Here is a 15257-nt window from a genome sequence, read left to right as displayed (position 1 = left end):
TTCAAAAGGCATTACAAATATTATGTTTGTTAATGCAAGTGAAACGCCTTTTACGAGGATTAAATCTATAATTCTATGTGTTTAAAAAATAAATAAATTATTCTTTAACTAAAACAATGACAGCTTTATAACCTGTACCAACATTCCATTCGCTGGCAGAAATAACAGCGCCTTTGTCATCGATAACTTTAAATTCGGCTGTATTTGGCGAAGCAAAACCTTCGTTTAAGGCTTCAATGTCAATTTTGTTGATTCCTTTAACCAAATTTATTTTCACGCTTTTAAATTCACCATCCAAAGAAACTTCAGGTTCAATAACTTTATCGTTCAAATATACTTTTACTTTATCGCCATCAACAAAAGCAGCATCGCGGTACATAACCGTAGAAGTAACAGCATTGGTATTGACGTTTCCTAAAAATTGATTTCTTCTATAAAAAATCCCTTCAACATTTGATTCCTGTTTGTACAGGTTTGTATCTTTAAAAAGTTCATCTGGATTAACCTGTAATGGCGCAGGTTTCTCTACAATTGCCGGCGGATTTTCTTTTGGAGAAACCTCTCTCGGCGGGATCACTTCTTTAACGGCAGGATCTTTTGCCGGAATTGCCTTGAATTTATTATTTAATTCTTGAGCGTAAATCTGCACTGAAAAAGAAGCAAGGGCAGTTATCAAAAATATTTTTTTCATACTTTGTAAATATTAATCTTGGGGTATAATTATTAAAAATTAGACGAATTATGTCTTTCTATATAAACATTTTATGCTGGTAAATATTGTATTATTTAGGAATAATTGTAGAAAAATTAACTTCTATTAGTCTCAAATTTATCTTTTTCTATAAAAAACTGACTTACCTTTATATTATTATAAAGTCTTGAAATACGGGGCTGTCAGCAGATTCGCTTTCGCATTAAAAATCAAAAGTTATGGAATGGAAAAATAATTTAACCGATCTATTCAAAATCGATTATCCAATTATACAAGCGCCAATGCTGGGCGTTACAACTCCAGAAATGGCAGCATCGGCTTCAAATGCAGGTGTTCTGGGATCGCTGGCACTTGGAGATCTTCCGGCAGAAAAATGCATCGAATTAATAAGAGCGACAAAAATGTTAACAGATAAGTCTTTTGCGGTAAATATTTTTGTGAATAAAATTGATGTCATCACACCAAAATTGGAAGCAGTTTATGAAGAAACCAAAGCATTTTTAAAAGACTTTACAGCAAAATCTGGATTATCGGCAGATTTTCCGCTTTTAAGCGAAATAAAATTAACAGATTATCACGATCAGATTGAAGTAATTATTCAAGAAAACTGTCGCATTGTAAGTTTTACTTTTGGGAATTTAGATACCGCAAGTATTTCAAAATTAAAAGAAAATAATGTGCTTTTAATTGGAACATGTACATCTGTTCAGGAAGCTGTAATGCTCGAAAACAGCGGTATTGATATTATTTGCGTTCAGGGAATTGAAGCGGGCGGGCATAGAGGAAGTTTTCTCGAAGAAACTATTCCGCAAATAGGAGGGCTGTCACTGCTATCGCAAGTAACTGAAAATGTAAAAACACCCATAATTTATGCGGGCGGGATTTATAATGCCAAAACGCTATTGGCGGCTACAATGCTTGGCGCAGATGGTTTTCAAATTGGAAGTCTGTTTTTAGGTTCAAATGAAAGTGCTTTACAAGATTTTGAAAAACAGCGTCTTAGAAATTTAAAAGAAAATGAAATTGTGCTGACTAAAAGCTTTTCTGGCAGATACGCGCGAGGAATTAAAAATGCTTTTATCGAAAAAGTGGAAGATACAACCTATATTCTTCCTTATCCATATCAAAATAAATTGACGGCAGAATTGAGAAAAACAGCTAAATTGACTAAAAATCCAGATTTTGTAGGTATTTGGGCAGGACAATCTATTAATGGTTACAGCGAAATTTCAACAGGAACTCTTATTAGAAACTTGATTGAAGAAACGGAGCAGTTTAGTTTAAAGTCTAAAGTCTAAAGTCTAAAGCCTAAAGTCAAAAGGCTAAAGTCAAAAGTCAAAAGTCTAAAGTCTAAAATCTAAAATCTAAAATCTACAATCTACAATCTAAAATCTAAAGTCTACAATCTAAAGTCTACAATCTAAATTCTACAATCTAAAGTCTAAAATCTAAAATCTAAATATTTTTATATTACTGATTGTTAATGTTTTATATTTGTGTTTTGAATTAAATACAAATCGATATGATTAAATTTAGTTTTACCTTTTTTCTTTTTGCATGCGGTGTTTTTGCACAAGAAAATAAAATAAATGCCACTATTCAGAAGCAGATTGAATTGTATAATTCGTCTTTTGCAACCGCTTTAATTGGAGGCAATGCCGATGCTTTGGCAAAAGCATATACAGACCAAACTATTTTTATGCCAGAACACAGCAGGCAGAGAACAGGAAACAAAAGTATTTCTGATTTCTACAAACAATGGCTAAAGCAGGCTAAAGTTACTTCGTACCAAAGAACCATTTTAGAATTGCAGGATTTCGGAGATTATGTTTTGGAAATCGGAAATTTTACCGAAAATTTGGAACGTGAAAACTTAAAACCATACACTTATGAAGGAAAATATATGGTTTTATGGAAAAAAGTTTCCGAGAATAAGCCCATGACAATTGCTGCAGAAATATGGGGCTCAGACACTTATTTTGATGACAGATTTATTCCCGAAATAGAGGATTCGGCAGTTCCTGTTACAAGAGAATTTGTATCATCTGATAAATTAACTTTGGAAGTAATAGAAAGAAACGCTTCGATAAAACAATTGGTAAAGAATAGGTTAGGGGGCGAACATGCCAAAATGTTTATGCCAGATGCGATGTATTTAACCTATTATACTCCAATTTTATCGGGCGAAAAAGATATTACAGCCTATTTTACAGAACACGAGAAACCAGGTACAGTAAGCATCGATCAAATTTCAATTAAGACTTCTGGAGTTATTGTAACTAAAAAAGCAATAGTAGAATTTGGTTATTACAGCGTCGATTGGAGTGATGGAGATAAAAGCGGCAATGTAAAAGGAAAAAGTATAAATGTTTGGAAAAGAAATAGTAACGGACAATTAATGCTTTATAGACAAATGGTAAATCATGATTAATTGAAATATTTTTTAACCAAAAGCCCCAGCGTGGTAAAATATTTATAGAACTTAAATTCGACAAAAGAAAAAAGTTCCAGCGGAGCGACACATTTTTTTTAATTTATATGTCGCTCCGCTGGAGCTTTAGATTGTAGGTATTTATTCTATAAATATTTCGCTTCTTCGAAGCTTGTAAAAATAGAAATTATAGCCCTTTTCAGTTTAAGTTATTATTGACAAAAGCCTCGCAATAGTCTTTTATTAATTGTCGAACGCTTCTAAATTGTTCCATTATTTCTAAATCTGTTCCCGTTGCTTTCGCAGGATCTGGGAAATTATAATGAAATTTATACGCGTTCGTTGGAAAAAACGGACAGCGTTCTTTAGCATTATCGCAAACCGTAATTACAAAATCAAAGTCGATCGTCTTGTATTCATCAATATTATTAGAAGTGTGATTCGAAATGTCAATTCCGTCTTCCAGCATTGCTGCAACAGCTTTCGGATTTACGCCGTGAGTTTCAACGCCAGCGCTGTATACAACTGCTTTATCTCCGGCAAAATGCCTCATATAACCTTCTGCAATCTGGCTTCTACAGCTATTTCCCGTACAAAGTATTAGTATTTTTTTTTCCATTTTTAAACGAATAACCAAATGATGTTGATGATACAAAATTTGGGTTCAAACCCAAAAACGAGTTGTAACACAATAACAGAAGTGGTAATGATAATTGGTTTTTTATATGTAATGATCAGCTTTTTCATTGCTTAACAGCAGCCAGAATTTGGTGTACAGTAAGAAGCATTATCGGTTGCTTCTCTTAGAATTATTTTTTGCTTTTCTGTTGGAATACCGCATGCATCTTGTGCCAAACAAGCCGTTGTTTTGTTTTTAAGGACAAAGTTTTTTCCATTAAAATCCAGATCATACTTGCCAATAGTTACGTTTTGATATTCTACTTCTATTTCAAGATCTTGAATATGAAGCTTATCTTCGGAAAGTGTAATAATATGCAATAATTTATTTGGTTTCAGGCGATGCTCAAAATCGTCTGCATTCCAAAGCTGAAAGTTTACCACTTCTTCATTTCTGATCACGCCTCCACAGTCTATAAAGTTCTTTTTAATAATTCCAACTTCTGTTACGTGGAAATGTTCAGGAACAAAAGTGCCGTCTTCTAATTGAAATTCAACATTTTCTAATGTTGGTAAAATTTGTTTTACTTCTGATAATTTCATGTTGTTTTTATTTAATCGTTTTAATGCAATATTGCGATATATCTAGTCAAAAAAATGCTTAACAGCATTTTGATTTTGAAATAGTCTGAGTGATATTTAAAAAATAAGTATTTAAAATGTCTATTGTTTTTTCATCAATACAATAGCAGATAGAATTTCCAGAAATATTTCCTTTAATGATGCCTGCATTTTTTAACTCTTTCAAATGCTGGGAAACCGTAGGCTGAGCAAGCGGCAGTTCGTTTACAATATCGCCGCAGATACATTCATTGACTTTTAATAAATATTCTAGTATGGCGATTCTGGCAGGATGTCCCAATGCCTTAGCTATTACAGCAATTTGATTTTGTGCATCTGTAAAGTGTTCTGTTTTAGTCGCTCCCATAATTTATTATTTAATATTGCAATATTACGATAATAAAATTGAAAGTAAAGCATAATTATTTAGAAATAAAAAAAATCTGATCATAGAGATTACTATACTATTATATTTGTATAGTAATTCTATCGGTCAATATTTAAATGAAATTCAACGACTTATTTAAAACTTTTTTCGTCTTATTCTTCTGTTTAGCCATTATAGGTAAAGTAAAGGCGCAGGAAAAAAGCAGTTTTTCGCAGCAATTTCAAATGAATATTGAAATACGTCCACGAGCAGAATACACTTCAAATTATATTCTTCCGCCAAATGACTCAATCGATCCCTACTTTTATATTACACAGCGAAATAGAATTTCAATGCAATTTACTAGTGAAAAATGGTTTGTAAAATCTGACTTACAGGAAATTCACGTTTGGGACAAAGAAAATTCTAATTCAAAAGTCGGCAGTATAAATTTTTATCAATTGTTTTTTGAAACTAAATTTAGAAACATAAATTTTCGTTTAGGAAGACAAAGTATTTTATTAGATAATGGAAGGTTATTTTCTGATGCTCCTTGGGCACAGCAGGGAAGATCGCATGAAGGAATTCGAATTATGAAATATTCTCAACATTTTGCTAATGATTTTTTCTTCTTATTTACACGAAACTATAATACAAGTTTTGAAACTGCTTATTCGCCCGTAACATCTAATAGATACAAATATATGCTGGTGTATAATTTTAGTTACAATTGGAATAAAAACTTCACTTTTAATTCACTAAATACAGTTGATTTTTTAGAAAAGACTAATTCAGAAACTTTGTACGCCCGCGCCACTGCAGGCGGAAGAATTGAGTTTAAAAAGAAGAACTGGTATTACACTTTAAACAGTTATCTGCAGTTTGGACAAAATCAAAAAGGACAGGATTTGCTGGCGTATTATTTGCAGCCCGAAATTAAGTTGTCTCTTTCAAAAGCGACATGGCGCTTAGGAGCTGAAATCATTAGCGGAAGCAGTTCTCAAACTAATATTGAAAATTCTAGAGATTTTGACGTTCTGTATGGCGTTACTTGGAAATTCAACGGCAACATGAATATTTTTACTCGTTTCCCTGCGGATGTTGGAGGCAGAGGTCTTGTAAATCCGTATTTGTTTGCATTGTTCCCGTTAAGTTCAAAATTATCGATTCGGTCAGATTTTCACCTTTTTTACACCCAATATCCTTTGTTAGATAATAACAATCAGGAAGTTTCTAAATTTCTCGGATTTGAGAATGATTTTTCACTAAAATATATTCCTATAAAACAATTGGAAATCAACGGTGCTTTTTCTTTTTATAAATCTACAGATTCGATGCAATATCTTCCAAAAGTGCAGGACGATACTAAATTAGCGCTTTGGAGTTATGTAATGGTTTCGTATTCTTTTAATGCCGTTAATTCGAAAAAATCCAGAAAATAAACTTTTAAGAGCCTGCTTTTTAAAGGCTTTTGGCTTTTTCAAAATCGGCTTTAACCACACTTAGAAAAAATTAAAAATCATTTTTATAAAGATAGTTATATCTTTGCGCCTGATTTTGGTCTGTTTTTTCATCAGAAAAAATAGTTAAAAGGGAATCAGGTGCAAATCCTGAACAGACCCGCTACTGTAAGTTCTACACCAAGTCTTTAAACATTTACTAATGCCATTGCCCCGCTTTGCGGGATGAGAAGGCCGTTTAAAGATGGAACAAGTCAGGAGACCTGCCACGATCACATAGTTTAAAACTTTCGTGGTATGAAGTTGATAACAAAGATAATAGCCAGCTGTTTTGCAGCGGGGCTAATTCTACGTTTATGTAATTACTGCATCACTGAAAGTTTATTTAATTAAATAGTGATGTATAATTTAAAGAAAACTTTTTTCGCAGCTTTTATTTTATTTTTTCCTTTTTGGCTTCATTCGCAGGTTGTGACTGATAGTTCGCGGGTTTTAAAAGAAGTATTTTTAAAAGGAAAACCGTATCAGGAAGTTATTCCGGTACAAAGTCTTTCGGGCGTTCTGCTCGAGAATCTGGCAAGTCATACTGTGGCTGATGCGCTTCGCTATTTTGCTGGAACTCAAATCAAAGATTATGGTGGTGTGGGCGGTCTAAAAACCGTTGATGTGCGTAATATGGGAACGCATCATGTTGGTGTTTTCTATGACGGAATTCAACTGGGAAATGCTCAAAACGGCGTGACAGATCTTGGAAAATATTCGCTTGACGATATGGAATCGCTCACCATGTATAATGGACAAAAGAGCGAAATTTTTCAATCGGCAAAGGATTTTGCTTCGGCCTCTGCCATTTATATGAAAACAAAACGTACTGTTTTTGCTGGTTCGAAAAAAACAAATTTGCTGGTTCGCTACAAAACAATGTCAATCAATTATCATGATCCTTCTTTTAGATGGGAACAAAAACTGAGCGACAAAGTAAGTATGAGTGTCAGTTCAGAATATATAAAGTCCAATGGACAGTATAAATTTCGATACAAAAGAAAAAATCAGGACGGCACTACAGCTTACGATACAACAGCCACAAGATGGAACAGCGATATTGAAGCGCTCCGATTTGAATCTGGTGTTTACGGAAAAATAAATAAAGGATCTTGGGATGCTAAAGTATATTATTACGATTCAGAAAGAGGTGCTCCGGGTGCAATCGTAGAAAATAAGTTTTCAGATGGTTTTAGGCAGTTCGACAAGAATTTTTTTGGGCAGGCTTTTCTAACTAAAGATGTTTCTGAAAAATATAAATTTCAAGTAAAAGGAAAATTTGCGTACGATTACACGCATTACATTGCCAGAGATACGACAAACGTTTTAGGTGAAACCGTAACCGAAGGCGCACAGTCTGACGACAGCTATTTCCAGCAGGAAGCTTACTTCTCTGCCGTTAATATGTACAGCATTTTATCTACTTGGGATGTTTCGCTGTCAACCGATTTTCAATACAATAAATTAAATGCAACACGAAGAGGAATTCAAACTCAATTTTCTTTTCCACAGCGTTATACAGCGCTAGTTTCTTTGGCAAGTTCGTACCGATATGAAGGTTTTAAAGTTTTAGGAAATGTCCTTGCCACCCGCGTTATCGAAGAGGTAAAGTTCAACGCCCAAGCACCAAATAAAACCGAAATGACACCTGCTTTGTTTCTTGGTTATACTCCTTTTAAGAAATACGATTTCAATTTGCGCGCATTTGCAAAACGAATTTTCAGAATGCCCACTTTTAATGATTTGTATTATACAATGGTTGGTTCGAGTACGTTACGTCCAGAATACATGAACCAATATGATATTGGTTTTACATATAACTTCCCCGTAAGGGAAAGCTTTTTCGATAAATTTTCTATTCAGGCAGATGGATATTACACTAATACAAAAGACAAAATTGTAGCCGCGCCGACAGGAAATTTATTCCGCTGGATGATGACCAACATCGGACAGGTAAAAGGAAAAGGAATTGAAACGGTTGTAAACATAGCCGCGCATATTGATAAAGTAAATCTAAATGCAAACTTGACTTATACCTATTCTCAAAGTCAGGATTTTACCAAATTTTCAGGTTTAGAAATGTCTTCTTACGGCGATCAGATTCCGTATACGCCGTGGCACAGCGGTTCTGGAATTCTAAACGCCGGCTATAAATCGTGGAATTTCAATTACAGTTTTATATATGTTGGAAAACGCTATAACGGAAATGTCAATAATATTAAAGTGAATGAAGTACAGCCTTGGTACACACACGATTTGGCAGTTCAAAAGTCTTTTACTTTTAATACATACAAATTTAATGGAACTGTAGAAATGAACAATGCTTTTAATCAGCAGTATGAAGTGATTTACAATTATCCAATGCCAGGCCGAACATTCAAATTTATAATCAGTTTTGAGTTATGAAAAAGAGAATTATAAAAATAGTATTTAGTTTTTTAATAGCCTTTTCGCTTTACTCGTGCAGGGAAGACGAAACGATATTTCTTTCCTCAGATGTAAGTGTTGCGCCTCCGCGAAGTGATGGGAGCATCGAAGGTTTTTATCTTCTTAACGAAGGCAATATGGGAATGAACAGAGCGAGTATAGACGTATTCAATTACCGAACAGGAAACTATACTACAGATGTTTATTCTGAACGAAACCCAGCAGTTGTAAAAGAACTTGGCGATGTTGGAAACGATATTCAAATCTACGGTAACAAGGTTTATGCCGTTATCAATGTTTCAAATAAAGTTGAAGTTTTAGAAAAATGGACAGCCAAACGCATCAAGAAAATTGATATTCCAAATTGCCGTTATGTTACTTTTTACAAAGACAAGGCGTATGTGAGTTCGTATTCTGGACCTGTAGCGATAGATCCAAATGCAGAAATTGGTTTTGTTGCAGAAATAGACACGACTTCATTAGAAATTAAGAGAAAAGTTACGGTTGGTTATCAGCCCGAGCAAATGGTGGTCCATAACGGTAAATTATATGTTGCCAACTCTGGCGGTTACAGAGTTCCAAATTACGATAGAACGATCTCTGTTATTGATCTTGAAACTTTTACAGAAATCAAAAAAATAGATGTCGGCATCAATTTATACAGTATGGAAATTGACAGCCGAGGTGATATTTATGTGAGTTCGAGAGGCGATTATTACAACACACCCTCTAATCTTTTTGTAATTGACACGCAGACAGACGAGAAGAAAATGCAGCTCGATATTCCTGTTTTAGGAATGTGTCTGGTCGATGATCTGCTTTATTATTATAGTGTTTCGTGGAGTTATCTCACTAACAGTAATAAGATTATGTACGGTATTCTCGACACTAAAACCAAAAAAATAATAAGCGATAAAATTATTACTGACGGTACAGACAAAAAAATCATGATTCCGTACGGACTTCAGGTAAATCCAGAAACCAAAGAAATATACATTACCGATGCGCAAAACTATGTTGTAACGGGATATATCTACTGTTTTACGCCCGATGGAAAATTAAAATGGAAAACTACGGCAGGAAATATTCCCGCGCACATTGCCTTTATAACTAAAAAATAAAAATATGGATAAAAGACTTTTAAAATGTTTTAGGACACTGCTATTTGCTTTTGCATCAATTGCGCTCACAAACTGCTCTGGCGGTGATAGCGGAAGTGAAACAGGTGTAGAAGAACCGCAGACAAACGAATATAAAGCACAGCGTTTTACAATAACGGCGATCAGTCCCAAAACAAGTACAAGTGCAGATGCCGTTTACAATTGGGAGATTGAAAGTGTTTCTTCTGAAAATTATTCGCTGGTAAATACAACATCAAAAGAAGCCTTATTTGCAGCAACAGCAGAAGGAACTTATGAATTTAAAGTCGTTATAACAGACAAGGGAACTACTCAGACCCAAAAAGTTACCATTGCTGTAACTGCCGAGACGAAAGAATTAAAAAGTTATATCGCTAAAGTATTTGAATTTAAACCCGCTCCGGGACAATTTGTAAATGATCTTCCGGTGGCTAATGATGGCGACACAGCCGAAAGAATTTTGACCAGAGCCAATTCCTACTTGGCCAAGAAAAACGGAGATCTTATTTCGCTAGGCGCTTTTGGCGGCTATGTGGTTTTTGGTTTCGATCACAGCATTGTAAACTTAAAAGGGAAGCGTGATTTTAGGGTTTTAGGAAATGCTTTTTGGGCAGAAGCCAATCCGAATCCGAATTCGGAATTGCGAGGCGGAAGCAGTGAAGCCGGCATAATCATGGTTTCATACGATAAAAATAAAAACGGACTTCCAGATGATGAATGGTTTGAAATTGAAGGCGGTGGCCATAAAATGGAAAAGACGATTCGCAATTATGAGATTACGTATCATAGACCAGATCCCAATAAAATCCCGGTTCCAGGCGGCGGAACCGGAACTGTTCTTTTTACCGATATGGAATATATCTATTGGAAAGACAATCAGGGAAAAGAGGGATTTCTGGCGCAAAACAATGCTTACAATCATTCCTTAGAATATTGGCCAAAATGGCTGAAAGATCAAGCCACGATTACTTTTAAAGGGACAAGATTACCAGATAATGCAGTAGACGAAAGTGGTAACGGAAGTTATTTTGTCCAATATGCTTTTCTATACGGTTATGCCGATAATGCTCCTAACAATGACGACGATTCTGCTATAGATATCGACTGGGCAATGGATCAAAACGGAAAAAAAGTACAGCTTCCGGCAATCGATTTTGTAAAAGTCTACAACGGATTGAATCAGCAGGCGGGTTGGCTTGGAGAAACTTCGACAGAAATTATGGGCGCTTCAGACTTACATCTCTTAGGAGAAAATATTCCTACGAGATAATTTAACTAGTATCAAATCAAATTATTATATCCAAATTATGAAAAAAAATGTTACCCGATTTTTATTACTCGCATTTGCGTTCGCCTTTATTGGCTGCAACAGTGATGACAAAGCAGATGAAAATGCGAATACCATTGAAATTACACTTCAGGAGAAATTTGAAACACCAACTTTTACGGTTTTAGATATTACAGCTTCTGATGCTGGTGCGACTGCTAACTACGAATGGATTATGACTAAAAATCCAGTAAACCAAGTCACAGATTCTATTGTAGGAAACACTAAAGACTTAAGATTTACAGCTATTTACGCAGGTTCTTATGAATTTACCTTAAATGTTACGGCAGCTAATAAAAAAGGAACTAAGAATACAATTGTCAATGTAACAAACGAAACCGCGAATTTTAATCCGTATATCACCCGCATTTTCGATTTTGACCCAGCGCCGGGAATGTTTGCCAATGATATTTACAAAGAAGGCAATTCTAAAGAAGATGTAATGAAAACAGCTTTAGGAAGAATCAGCGAAACCAATGTAGGCTATTTATTAGACTTAGGAGGTTTTGGAGGCTCTATTGTTGTGGGATTCGATCACACTGTAGTGAATGTTCCTGGAACAAGCGATTTTAGAGTGTATGGAGGAGATGTTACCAATTCTGCAGTTGCCAAAGCAAATCCGCCAGCACCTGGATTGATATATGTCGCCTACGATAAAAATAAAAACGGAAAGCCAGATGCAGACGAATGGTATGAAATTGTTGGAAGTCAGCATGCGAAATCAAATACCGTTAAGAATTTTAAAGTTACATATCATAAAAAAGCAGCAGGAGAACCTTTGGTTACCTCAAGTGCACTTTTCTTAGATTATGAACACGTATTCTGCGAAAATAATCAAGGTGAAACTTTCTATTTGGCAAGACCAAGAAGTAGAAAAGAATTTTATCCATTGTGGGCTTCTCAGACTTCAGTTAGTTATGAAGGATTGAAATTGGATGTTGATTTTACGCCTTTACGTCCAAACCAAACTACATTATGGTATTCTACACCTCCAGAATGGGGATATGTAAATGCCGTAAATCCAGATATCGATATTGACTGGGCAGTTGATAAAAACGGAAACAAAGCAAATCTTCCCGGTATCGATTTTATAAAAGTAGTGAACTGTGTGAGCGAACCAATGGGACTCTGCCAGCAGCAATCTTCAATGGCGACTGTGTTTGCAGGAGCGGGCGACCTTCATATATTAAAAAAATACAATTTAAAACAAGTAAATAAATAAGACCATGAAAAAGTATTTAAAGTATAGTTTATTGCTAATTGCTCTTGTTTCTTTTTATTCCTGCAGTAACGACGATTCAAAACCAGAAGTAATTATAGAAGAACCGGCTAAAGATCCAACAATTGCTATAAAACTAGCTTCAGAGTTTGCAGTGCAGCAATATAATGTTGCAGCAATAACTCCAGAAGTCACAATCGAAAATGGAGAAGGAAAAACTGCAGCATACCAATGGTCTGTTAAAGTGACGGATAAAGACGGAGCAGTCAAAGATTCGATTATTGGCGACAGCAAAACGTTATTATTTATTACGCCAAAAGCTGCTGATTATGTAGTAGACTTTAAAGTTACAGTTGATAAAATTGTAAAACAGGCTGCTGCCAAAGTTACCGTTTCAGAAACTGGAAAAACATATACGGCAAAAGCATTGACGCTTATCGATTTTTTGCCTGCACCAGTTTATAATGTAGGTGCTTACACTACAAAAGAAGAATCTTTTACGCAAACTCAAGCAGCTTTAAAAGAAGGTGGTTCTGTTAATTTGGGGACATTTGGGGGATATATTGTAACCGCTTTTGACCATACGGTTATCAATGCTTTTGGAAAACGTGATTTTACTGTTCAGATGGCAACAGGAACTACTGCCACTAAATATTCTCCAGTAAGTATCGCAGTAGCTTATGATGCGAATAAAAATGGTGTTGCAGATGAAAATGAATGGTATGAAATCGCAGGAAGTGAATACCATAAATCGACAACAGTTAAGAATTATGAAGTTACTTATAAGAAACCAAACGCAGCCGCAAGTCCAGTAGCGGGCGCAGCAAGTTGGCAGTACGATACGGCTTATCTTCTTTGGACGGACAATAAAAATGGTTCTGGTACAATTACAAGAACATACAACCGCAGACGAAATAATTATTTCCCAGCGTGGGTAGGAGATAGCTATACTTTAAAAGGAACAAAAGTATTTATACCAACAAAAGATGTAAGCGACGGTGCTGGAACAACCTACAATGTTGGAACTTTTGACTGGGGTTACGGCGGTATTAAAGATCCTTCAATAGATATTTCTTGGGCTGTGGACAAAGACGGAAAGAAAGTGCATTTGCCAGGAGTAGATTTCGTAAAAGTCTATGTGCCAACGTTTACGACATTGGGCGCTAACGATTTATTGACGAGCATTTTTGAAGAGGTTTCAGATTTAAATTTTCCGAAATAATAGATAGTGATTAGTGATTAGTGATTAGTGGAAAGTGATTAGTGGAAAGTGATTAGTGATTAGTGGAAAGTGAATGGTGATTAGTGATTAGTGATTAGTGAATGTGAAAAGTGAAAAGTGAAAAGTGACCAGTAACAAAAAACAAAAAACAAAAAACAATAAACAAAAAACAATAAACAATAAACAATAAACAATAAACCTGACTATTAACCCTAAATTTTATAAATCATGAAAAAAGTAGTTTATTTTTTGACCTTAGGTCTAATGCTGGGATTTTCATCCTGCAGCAGTGATGACGATGTTTTAAATAGTGGAAGTGCTGATGCAGTACTAAAAACTTCATCAGCAACAGCAAAAACAGCCGTTACAGATCCATCAATAGGAACGACGACGACCCTTAATCTTACAAGTGCTTTATTGAGCAGCGGTATTACAACAACGGGTGGAAAGTACTGGCAGAATACTTATGTTTCTAATACTAATTTGAATGTAGATATTAGTGATTAGTGATTAGTGGAAAGTGATTAGTGATTAGTGATTAGTGATTAGTGATTAGTGATTAGTGGAAAGTGAATGGTGATTAGTGATTAGTGATTAGTGAATGTGAAAAGTGAAAAGTGAAAAGTGACCAGTAACAAAAAACAAAAAACAATAAACCTGACTATTAACCCTAAATTTTATAAATCATGAAAAAAGTAGTTTATTTTTTGACCTTAGGTCTAATGCTGGGATTTTCATCCTGCAGCAGTGATGACGATGTTTTAAATAGTGGAAGTGCTGATGCAGTACTAAAAACTTCATCAGCAACAGCAAAAACAGCCGTTACAGATCCATCAATAGGAACGACGACGACCCTTAATCTTACAAGTGCTTTATTGAGCAGCGGTATTACAACAACGGGTGGAAAGTACTGGCAGAATACTTATGTTTCTAATACTAATTTGAATGTAGATATTTTTACATTTTCGCACACTGCAACGTCGGCTGGTTATAATTATTGGGACGGATTTATTGTTTCAAACGTAAATGATATTACAGATTATGGCTCTGGTGCAGCACCAGGCGGATCAGATGGATGGGTAGCTCATCAATGGGGAACTATGGCAGGAAGCGGTTTTGGAACTTCTTCTACAATTACGCCTGGAACACCTGGAACTTCGGGAGATCCTTACATTGTGGCATATTGGTCTAGTTATTTAGATCCTGCATCGCCAGAAGGAACTACTTTTTCAGAATCAGATTTTTCTAACTGGATTAAAATTGGAAACACGGGATTATATGAAGTTCTGGGATTAAAAATCAATATTCATCCTTGGCCTTATTATGGTTGTTTGTATGGAGACGGATTTGCACAAGCTTTTGGAACTGGAGATCATTTTGAATTATTAATTTACGGTGTGAAAGCAAATGGACAAATTACAAATCCAATTACACATTCTTTAGCAGACTATACTGGCTCATCGCTGGTAATGCCAACAGGCTGGGTAAATGTTGATGCTTCTGATCTTGAAGAGTTAGGAGAAGTTCAATATTTGGTTTTCCAAATGGCTTCATCAGATTCAGATCCAATTTATGGTATGAATACGGCAGCTTATTTTTGTTTAGATAAACTTTCTGTAAAAAGAGTTGACTAAATTTAGACCATCATAAATTTAGTTAAACAAACCCCTTT

Annotated in this window: 14 protein-coding genes and 1 riboswitch; of the genes, 10 read left to right on the top strand and 4 right to left on the bottom strand. The window is 35.2% G+C overall.

Annotated elements, in window-relative coordinates; translation table 11 throughout:
• Positions 1-97 precede the first annotated feature (97 nt).
• Positions 98-691, bottom strand: coding sequence for a hypothetical protein (locus tag BSF42_RS02140; RefSeq protein WP_095951472.1), 594 nt, complete (start codon positions 689-691; stop codon positions 98-100).
• Positions 692-930: 239 nt separating this feature from the next.
• Between BSF42_RS02140 and BSF42_RS02135 the strand changes: the two genes are divergently transcribed.
• Positions 931-2010 carry a nitronate monooxygenase family protein gene (locus BSF42_RS02135; RefSeq protein WP_095951471.1) on the top strand — a complete coding sequence of 360 codons (1080 nt, stop codon included), beginning with the start codon at positions 931-933 and terminating at the stop codon, positions 2008-2010.
• 224 nt (positions 2011-2234) lie between these two features.
• Entirely contained in the window at positions 2235-3143 is a 909-nt protein-coding gene (locus BSF42_RS02130; protein ID WP_095951470.1) for a DUF4440 domain-containing protein, read from the top strand.
• 199 nt (positions 3144-3342) lie between these two features.
• On the opposite strand, the gene BSF42_RS02125 is transcribed toward BSF42_RS02130, so the two are convergent.
• From BSF42_RS02125 to BSF42_RS02115, 3 genes are all read right to left on the bottom strand, one after another.
• Positions 3343-3762: an arsenate reductase ArsC gene (locus BSF42_RS02125; RefSeq protein WP_095951469.1), complete on the bottom strand. Its 420-nt coding sequence runs from the start codon at positions 3760-3762 to the stop codon at positions 3343-3345.
• Positions 3763-3893: 131 nt separating this feature from the next.
• A complete protein-coding gene (locus BSF42_RS02120) occupies positions 3894-4364 on the bottom strand; it encodes a DUF6428 family protein (RefSeq protein ID WP_095951468.1) in 471 nt (156 codons plus the stop codon).
• Positions 4365-4422: 58 nt separating this feature from the next.
• Entirely contained in the window at positions 4423-4749 is a 327-nt protein-coding gene (locus BSF42_RS02115) for a helix-turn-helix transcriptional regulator (RefSeq protein WP_095951467.1), read from the bottom strand.
• Between the two features lie 137 nt (positions 4750-4886).
• Between BSF42_RS02115 and BSF42_RS02110 the strand changes: the two genes are divergently transcribed.
• From BSF42_RS02110 to BSF42_RS02075, 8 genes are all read left to right on the top strand, one after another.
• Positions 4887-6191, top strand: coding sequence for an alginate export family protein (locus BSF42_RS02110; protein ID WP_095951466.1), 1305 nt, complete (start codon positions 4887-4889; stop codon positions 6189-6191).
• A 99-nt stretch (positions 6192-6290) separates the two neighbouring features.
• Positions 6291-6495, top strand: a riboswitch (cobalamin riboswitch).
• A gap of 113 nt (positions 6496-6608) precedes the next feature.
• A complete protein-coding gene (locus tag BSF42_RS02105; protein WP_095951465.1) occupies positions 6609-8657 on the top strand; it encodes a TonB-dependent receptor in 2049 nt (682 codons plus the stop codon).
• Complete coding sequence (locus BSF42_RS02100; RefSeq protein WP_095951464.1) at positions 8654-9799, top strand: DUF5074 domain-containing protein; 1146 nt, start codon at positions 8654-8656, stop codon at positions 9797-9799. Before BSF42_RS02105 ends, BSF42_RS02100 begins: the two co-directional genes overlap by 4 nt.
• 4 nt (positions 9800-9803) lie before the next feature.
• On the top strand, positions 9804-11087 hold the full coding sequence (locus BSF42_RS02095; protein WP_095951463.1) for a cell surface protein: 1284 nt from the start codon (positions 9804-9806) through the stop codon (positions 11085-11087).
• A gap of 37 nt (positions 11088-11124) precedes the next feature.
• Positions 11125-12366, top strand: a complete 1242-nt coding sequence (locus BSF42_RS02090) for a hypothetical protein (RefSeq protein ID WP_095951462.1) — start codon at positions 11125-11127, stop codon at positions 12364-12366.
• 4 nt (positions 12367-12370) lie between these two features.
• The gene (locus BSF42_RS02085; protein WP_095951461.1) at positions 12371-13585 is read left to right on the top strand and encodes a hypothetical protein; all 1215 of its coding nucleotides are present in this window, start codon (positions 12371-12373) and stop codon (positions 13583-13585) included.
• A 228-nt stretch (positions 13586-13813) separates the two neighbouring features.
• Positions 13814-14092 (top strand): hypothetical protein, encoded by a 279-nt coding sequence (locus BSF42_RS02080; protein WP_095951460.1) that lies wholly within the window; start codon positions 13814-13816, stop codon positions 14090-14092.
• 179 nt (positions 14093-14271) lie between these two features.
• Positions 14272-15219, top strand: coding sequence for a DUF4465 domain-containing protein (locus BSF42_RS02075; RefSeq protein ID WP_095951459.1), 948 nt, complete (start codon positions 14272-14274; stop codon positions 15217-15219).
• The last annotated feature ends 38 nt before the right edge of the window (positions 15220-15257 follow it).

Origin of the sequence: Flavobacterium sp. ACN6 (assembly GCF_002304005.1) — a bacterium.
GTDB lineage: Bacteria > Bacteroidota > Bacteroidia > Flavobacteriales > Flavobacteriaceae > Flavobacterium.
Note: the sequence above shows the minus strand (reverse complement) of the source record. Positions and strands in the feature narration are given on the sequence as shown.

Coding starts and splice junctions, on each gene's coding strand:
- BSF42_RS02110 (WP_095951466.1), top strand. CDS start 4,887: ATGAAATTCAACGACTTATTTAAAACTTTTTTCGTCTTATTCTTCTGT.
- BSF42_RS02115 (WP_095951467.1), bottom strand. CDS start 4,749: ATGGGAGCGACTAAAACAGAACACTTTACAGATGCACAAAATCAAATT.
- BSF42_RS02080 (WP_095951460.1), top strand. CDS start 13,814: ATGAAAAAAGTAGTTTATTTTTTGACCTTAGGTCTAATGCTGGGATTT.
- BSF42_RS02130 (WP_095951470.1), top strand. CDS start 2,235: ATGATTAAATTTAGTTTTACCTTTTTTCTTTTTGCATGCGGTGTTTTT.
- BSF42_RS02135 (WP_095951471.1), top strand. CDS start 931: ATGGAATGGAAAAATAATTTAACCGATCTATTCAAAATCGATTATCCA.
- BSF42_RS02085 (WP_095951461.1), top strand. CDS start 12,371: ATGAAAAAGTATTTAAAGTATAGTTTATTGCTAATTGCTCTTGTTTCT.
- BSF42_RS02100 (WP_095951464.1), top strand. CDS start 8,654: ATGAAAAAGAGAATTATAAAAATAGTATTTAGTTTTTTAATAGCCTTT.
- BSF42_RS02095 (WP_095951463.1), top strand. CDS start 9,804: ATGGATAAAAGACTTTTAAAATGTTTTAGGACACTGCTATTTGCTTTT.
- BSF42_RS02090 (WP_095951462.1), top strand. CDS start 11,125: ATGAAAAAAAATGTTACCCGATTTTTATTACTCGCATTTGCGTTCGCC.
- BSF42_RS02120 (WP_095951468.1), bottom strand. CDS start 4,364: ATGAAATTATCAGAAGTAAAACAAATTTTACCAACATTAGAAAATGTT.
- BSF42_RS02105 (WP_095951465.1), top strand. CDS start 6,609: ATGTATAATTTAAAGAAAACTTTTTTCGCAGCTTTTATTTTATTTTTT.
- BSF42_RS02125 (WP_095951469.1), bottom strand. CDS start 3,762: ATGGAAAAAAAAATACTAATACTTTGTACGGGAAATAGCTGTAGAAGC.
- BSF42_RS02140 (WP_095951472.1), bottom strand. CDS start 691: ATGAAAAAAATATTTTTGATAACTGCCCTTGCTTCTTTTTCAGTGCAG.
- BSF42_RS02075 (WP_095951459.1), top strand. CDS start 14,272: ATGAAAAAAGTAGTTTATTTTTTGACCTTAGGTCTAATGCTGGGATTT.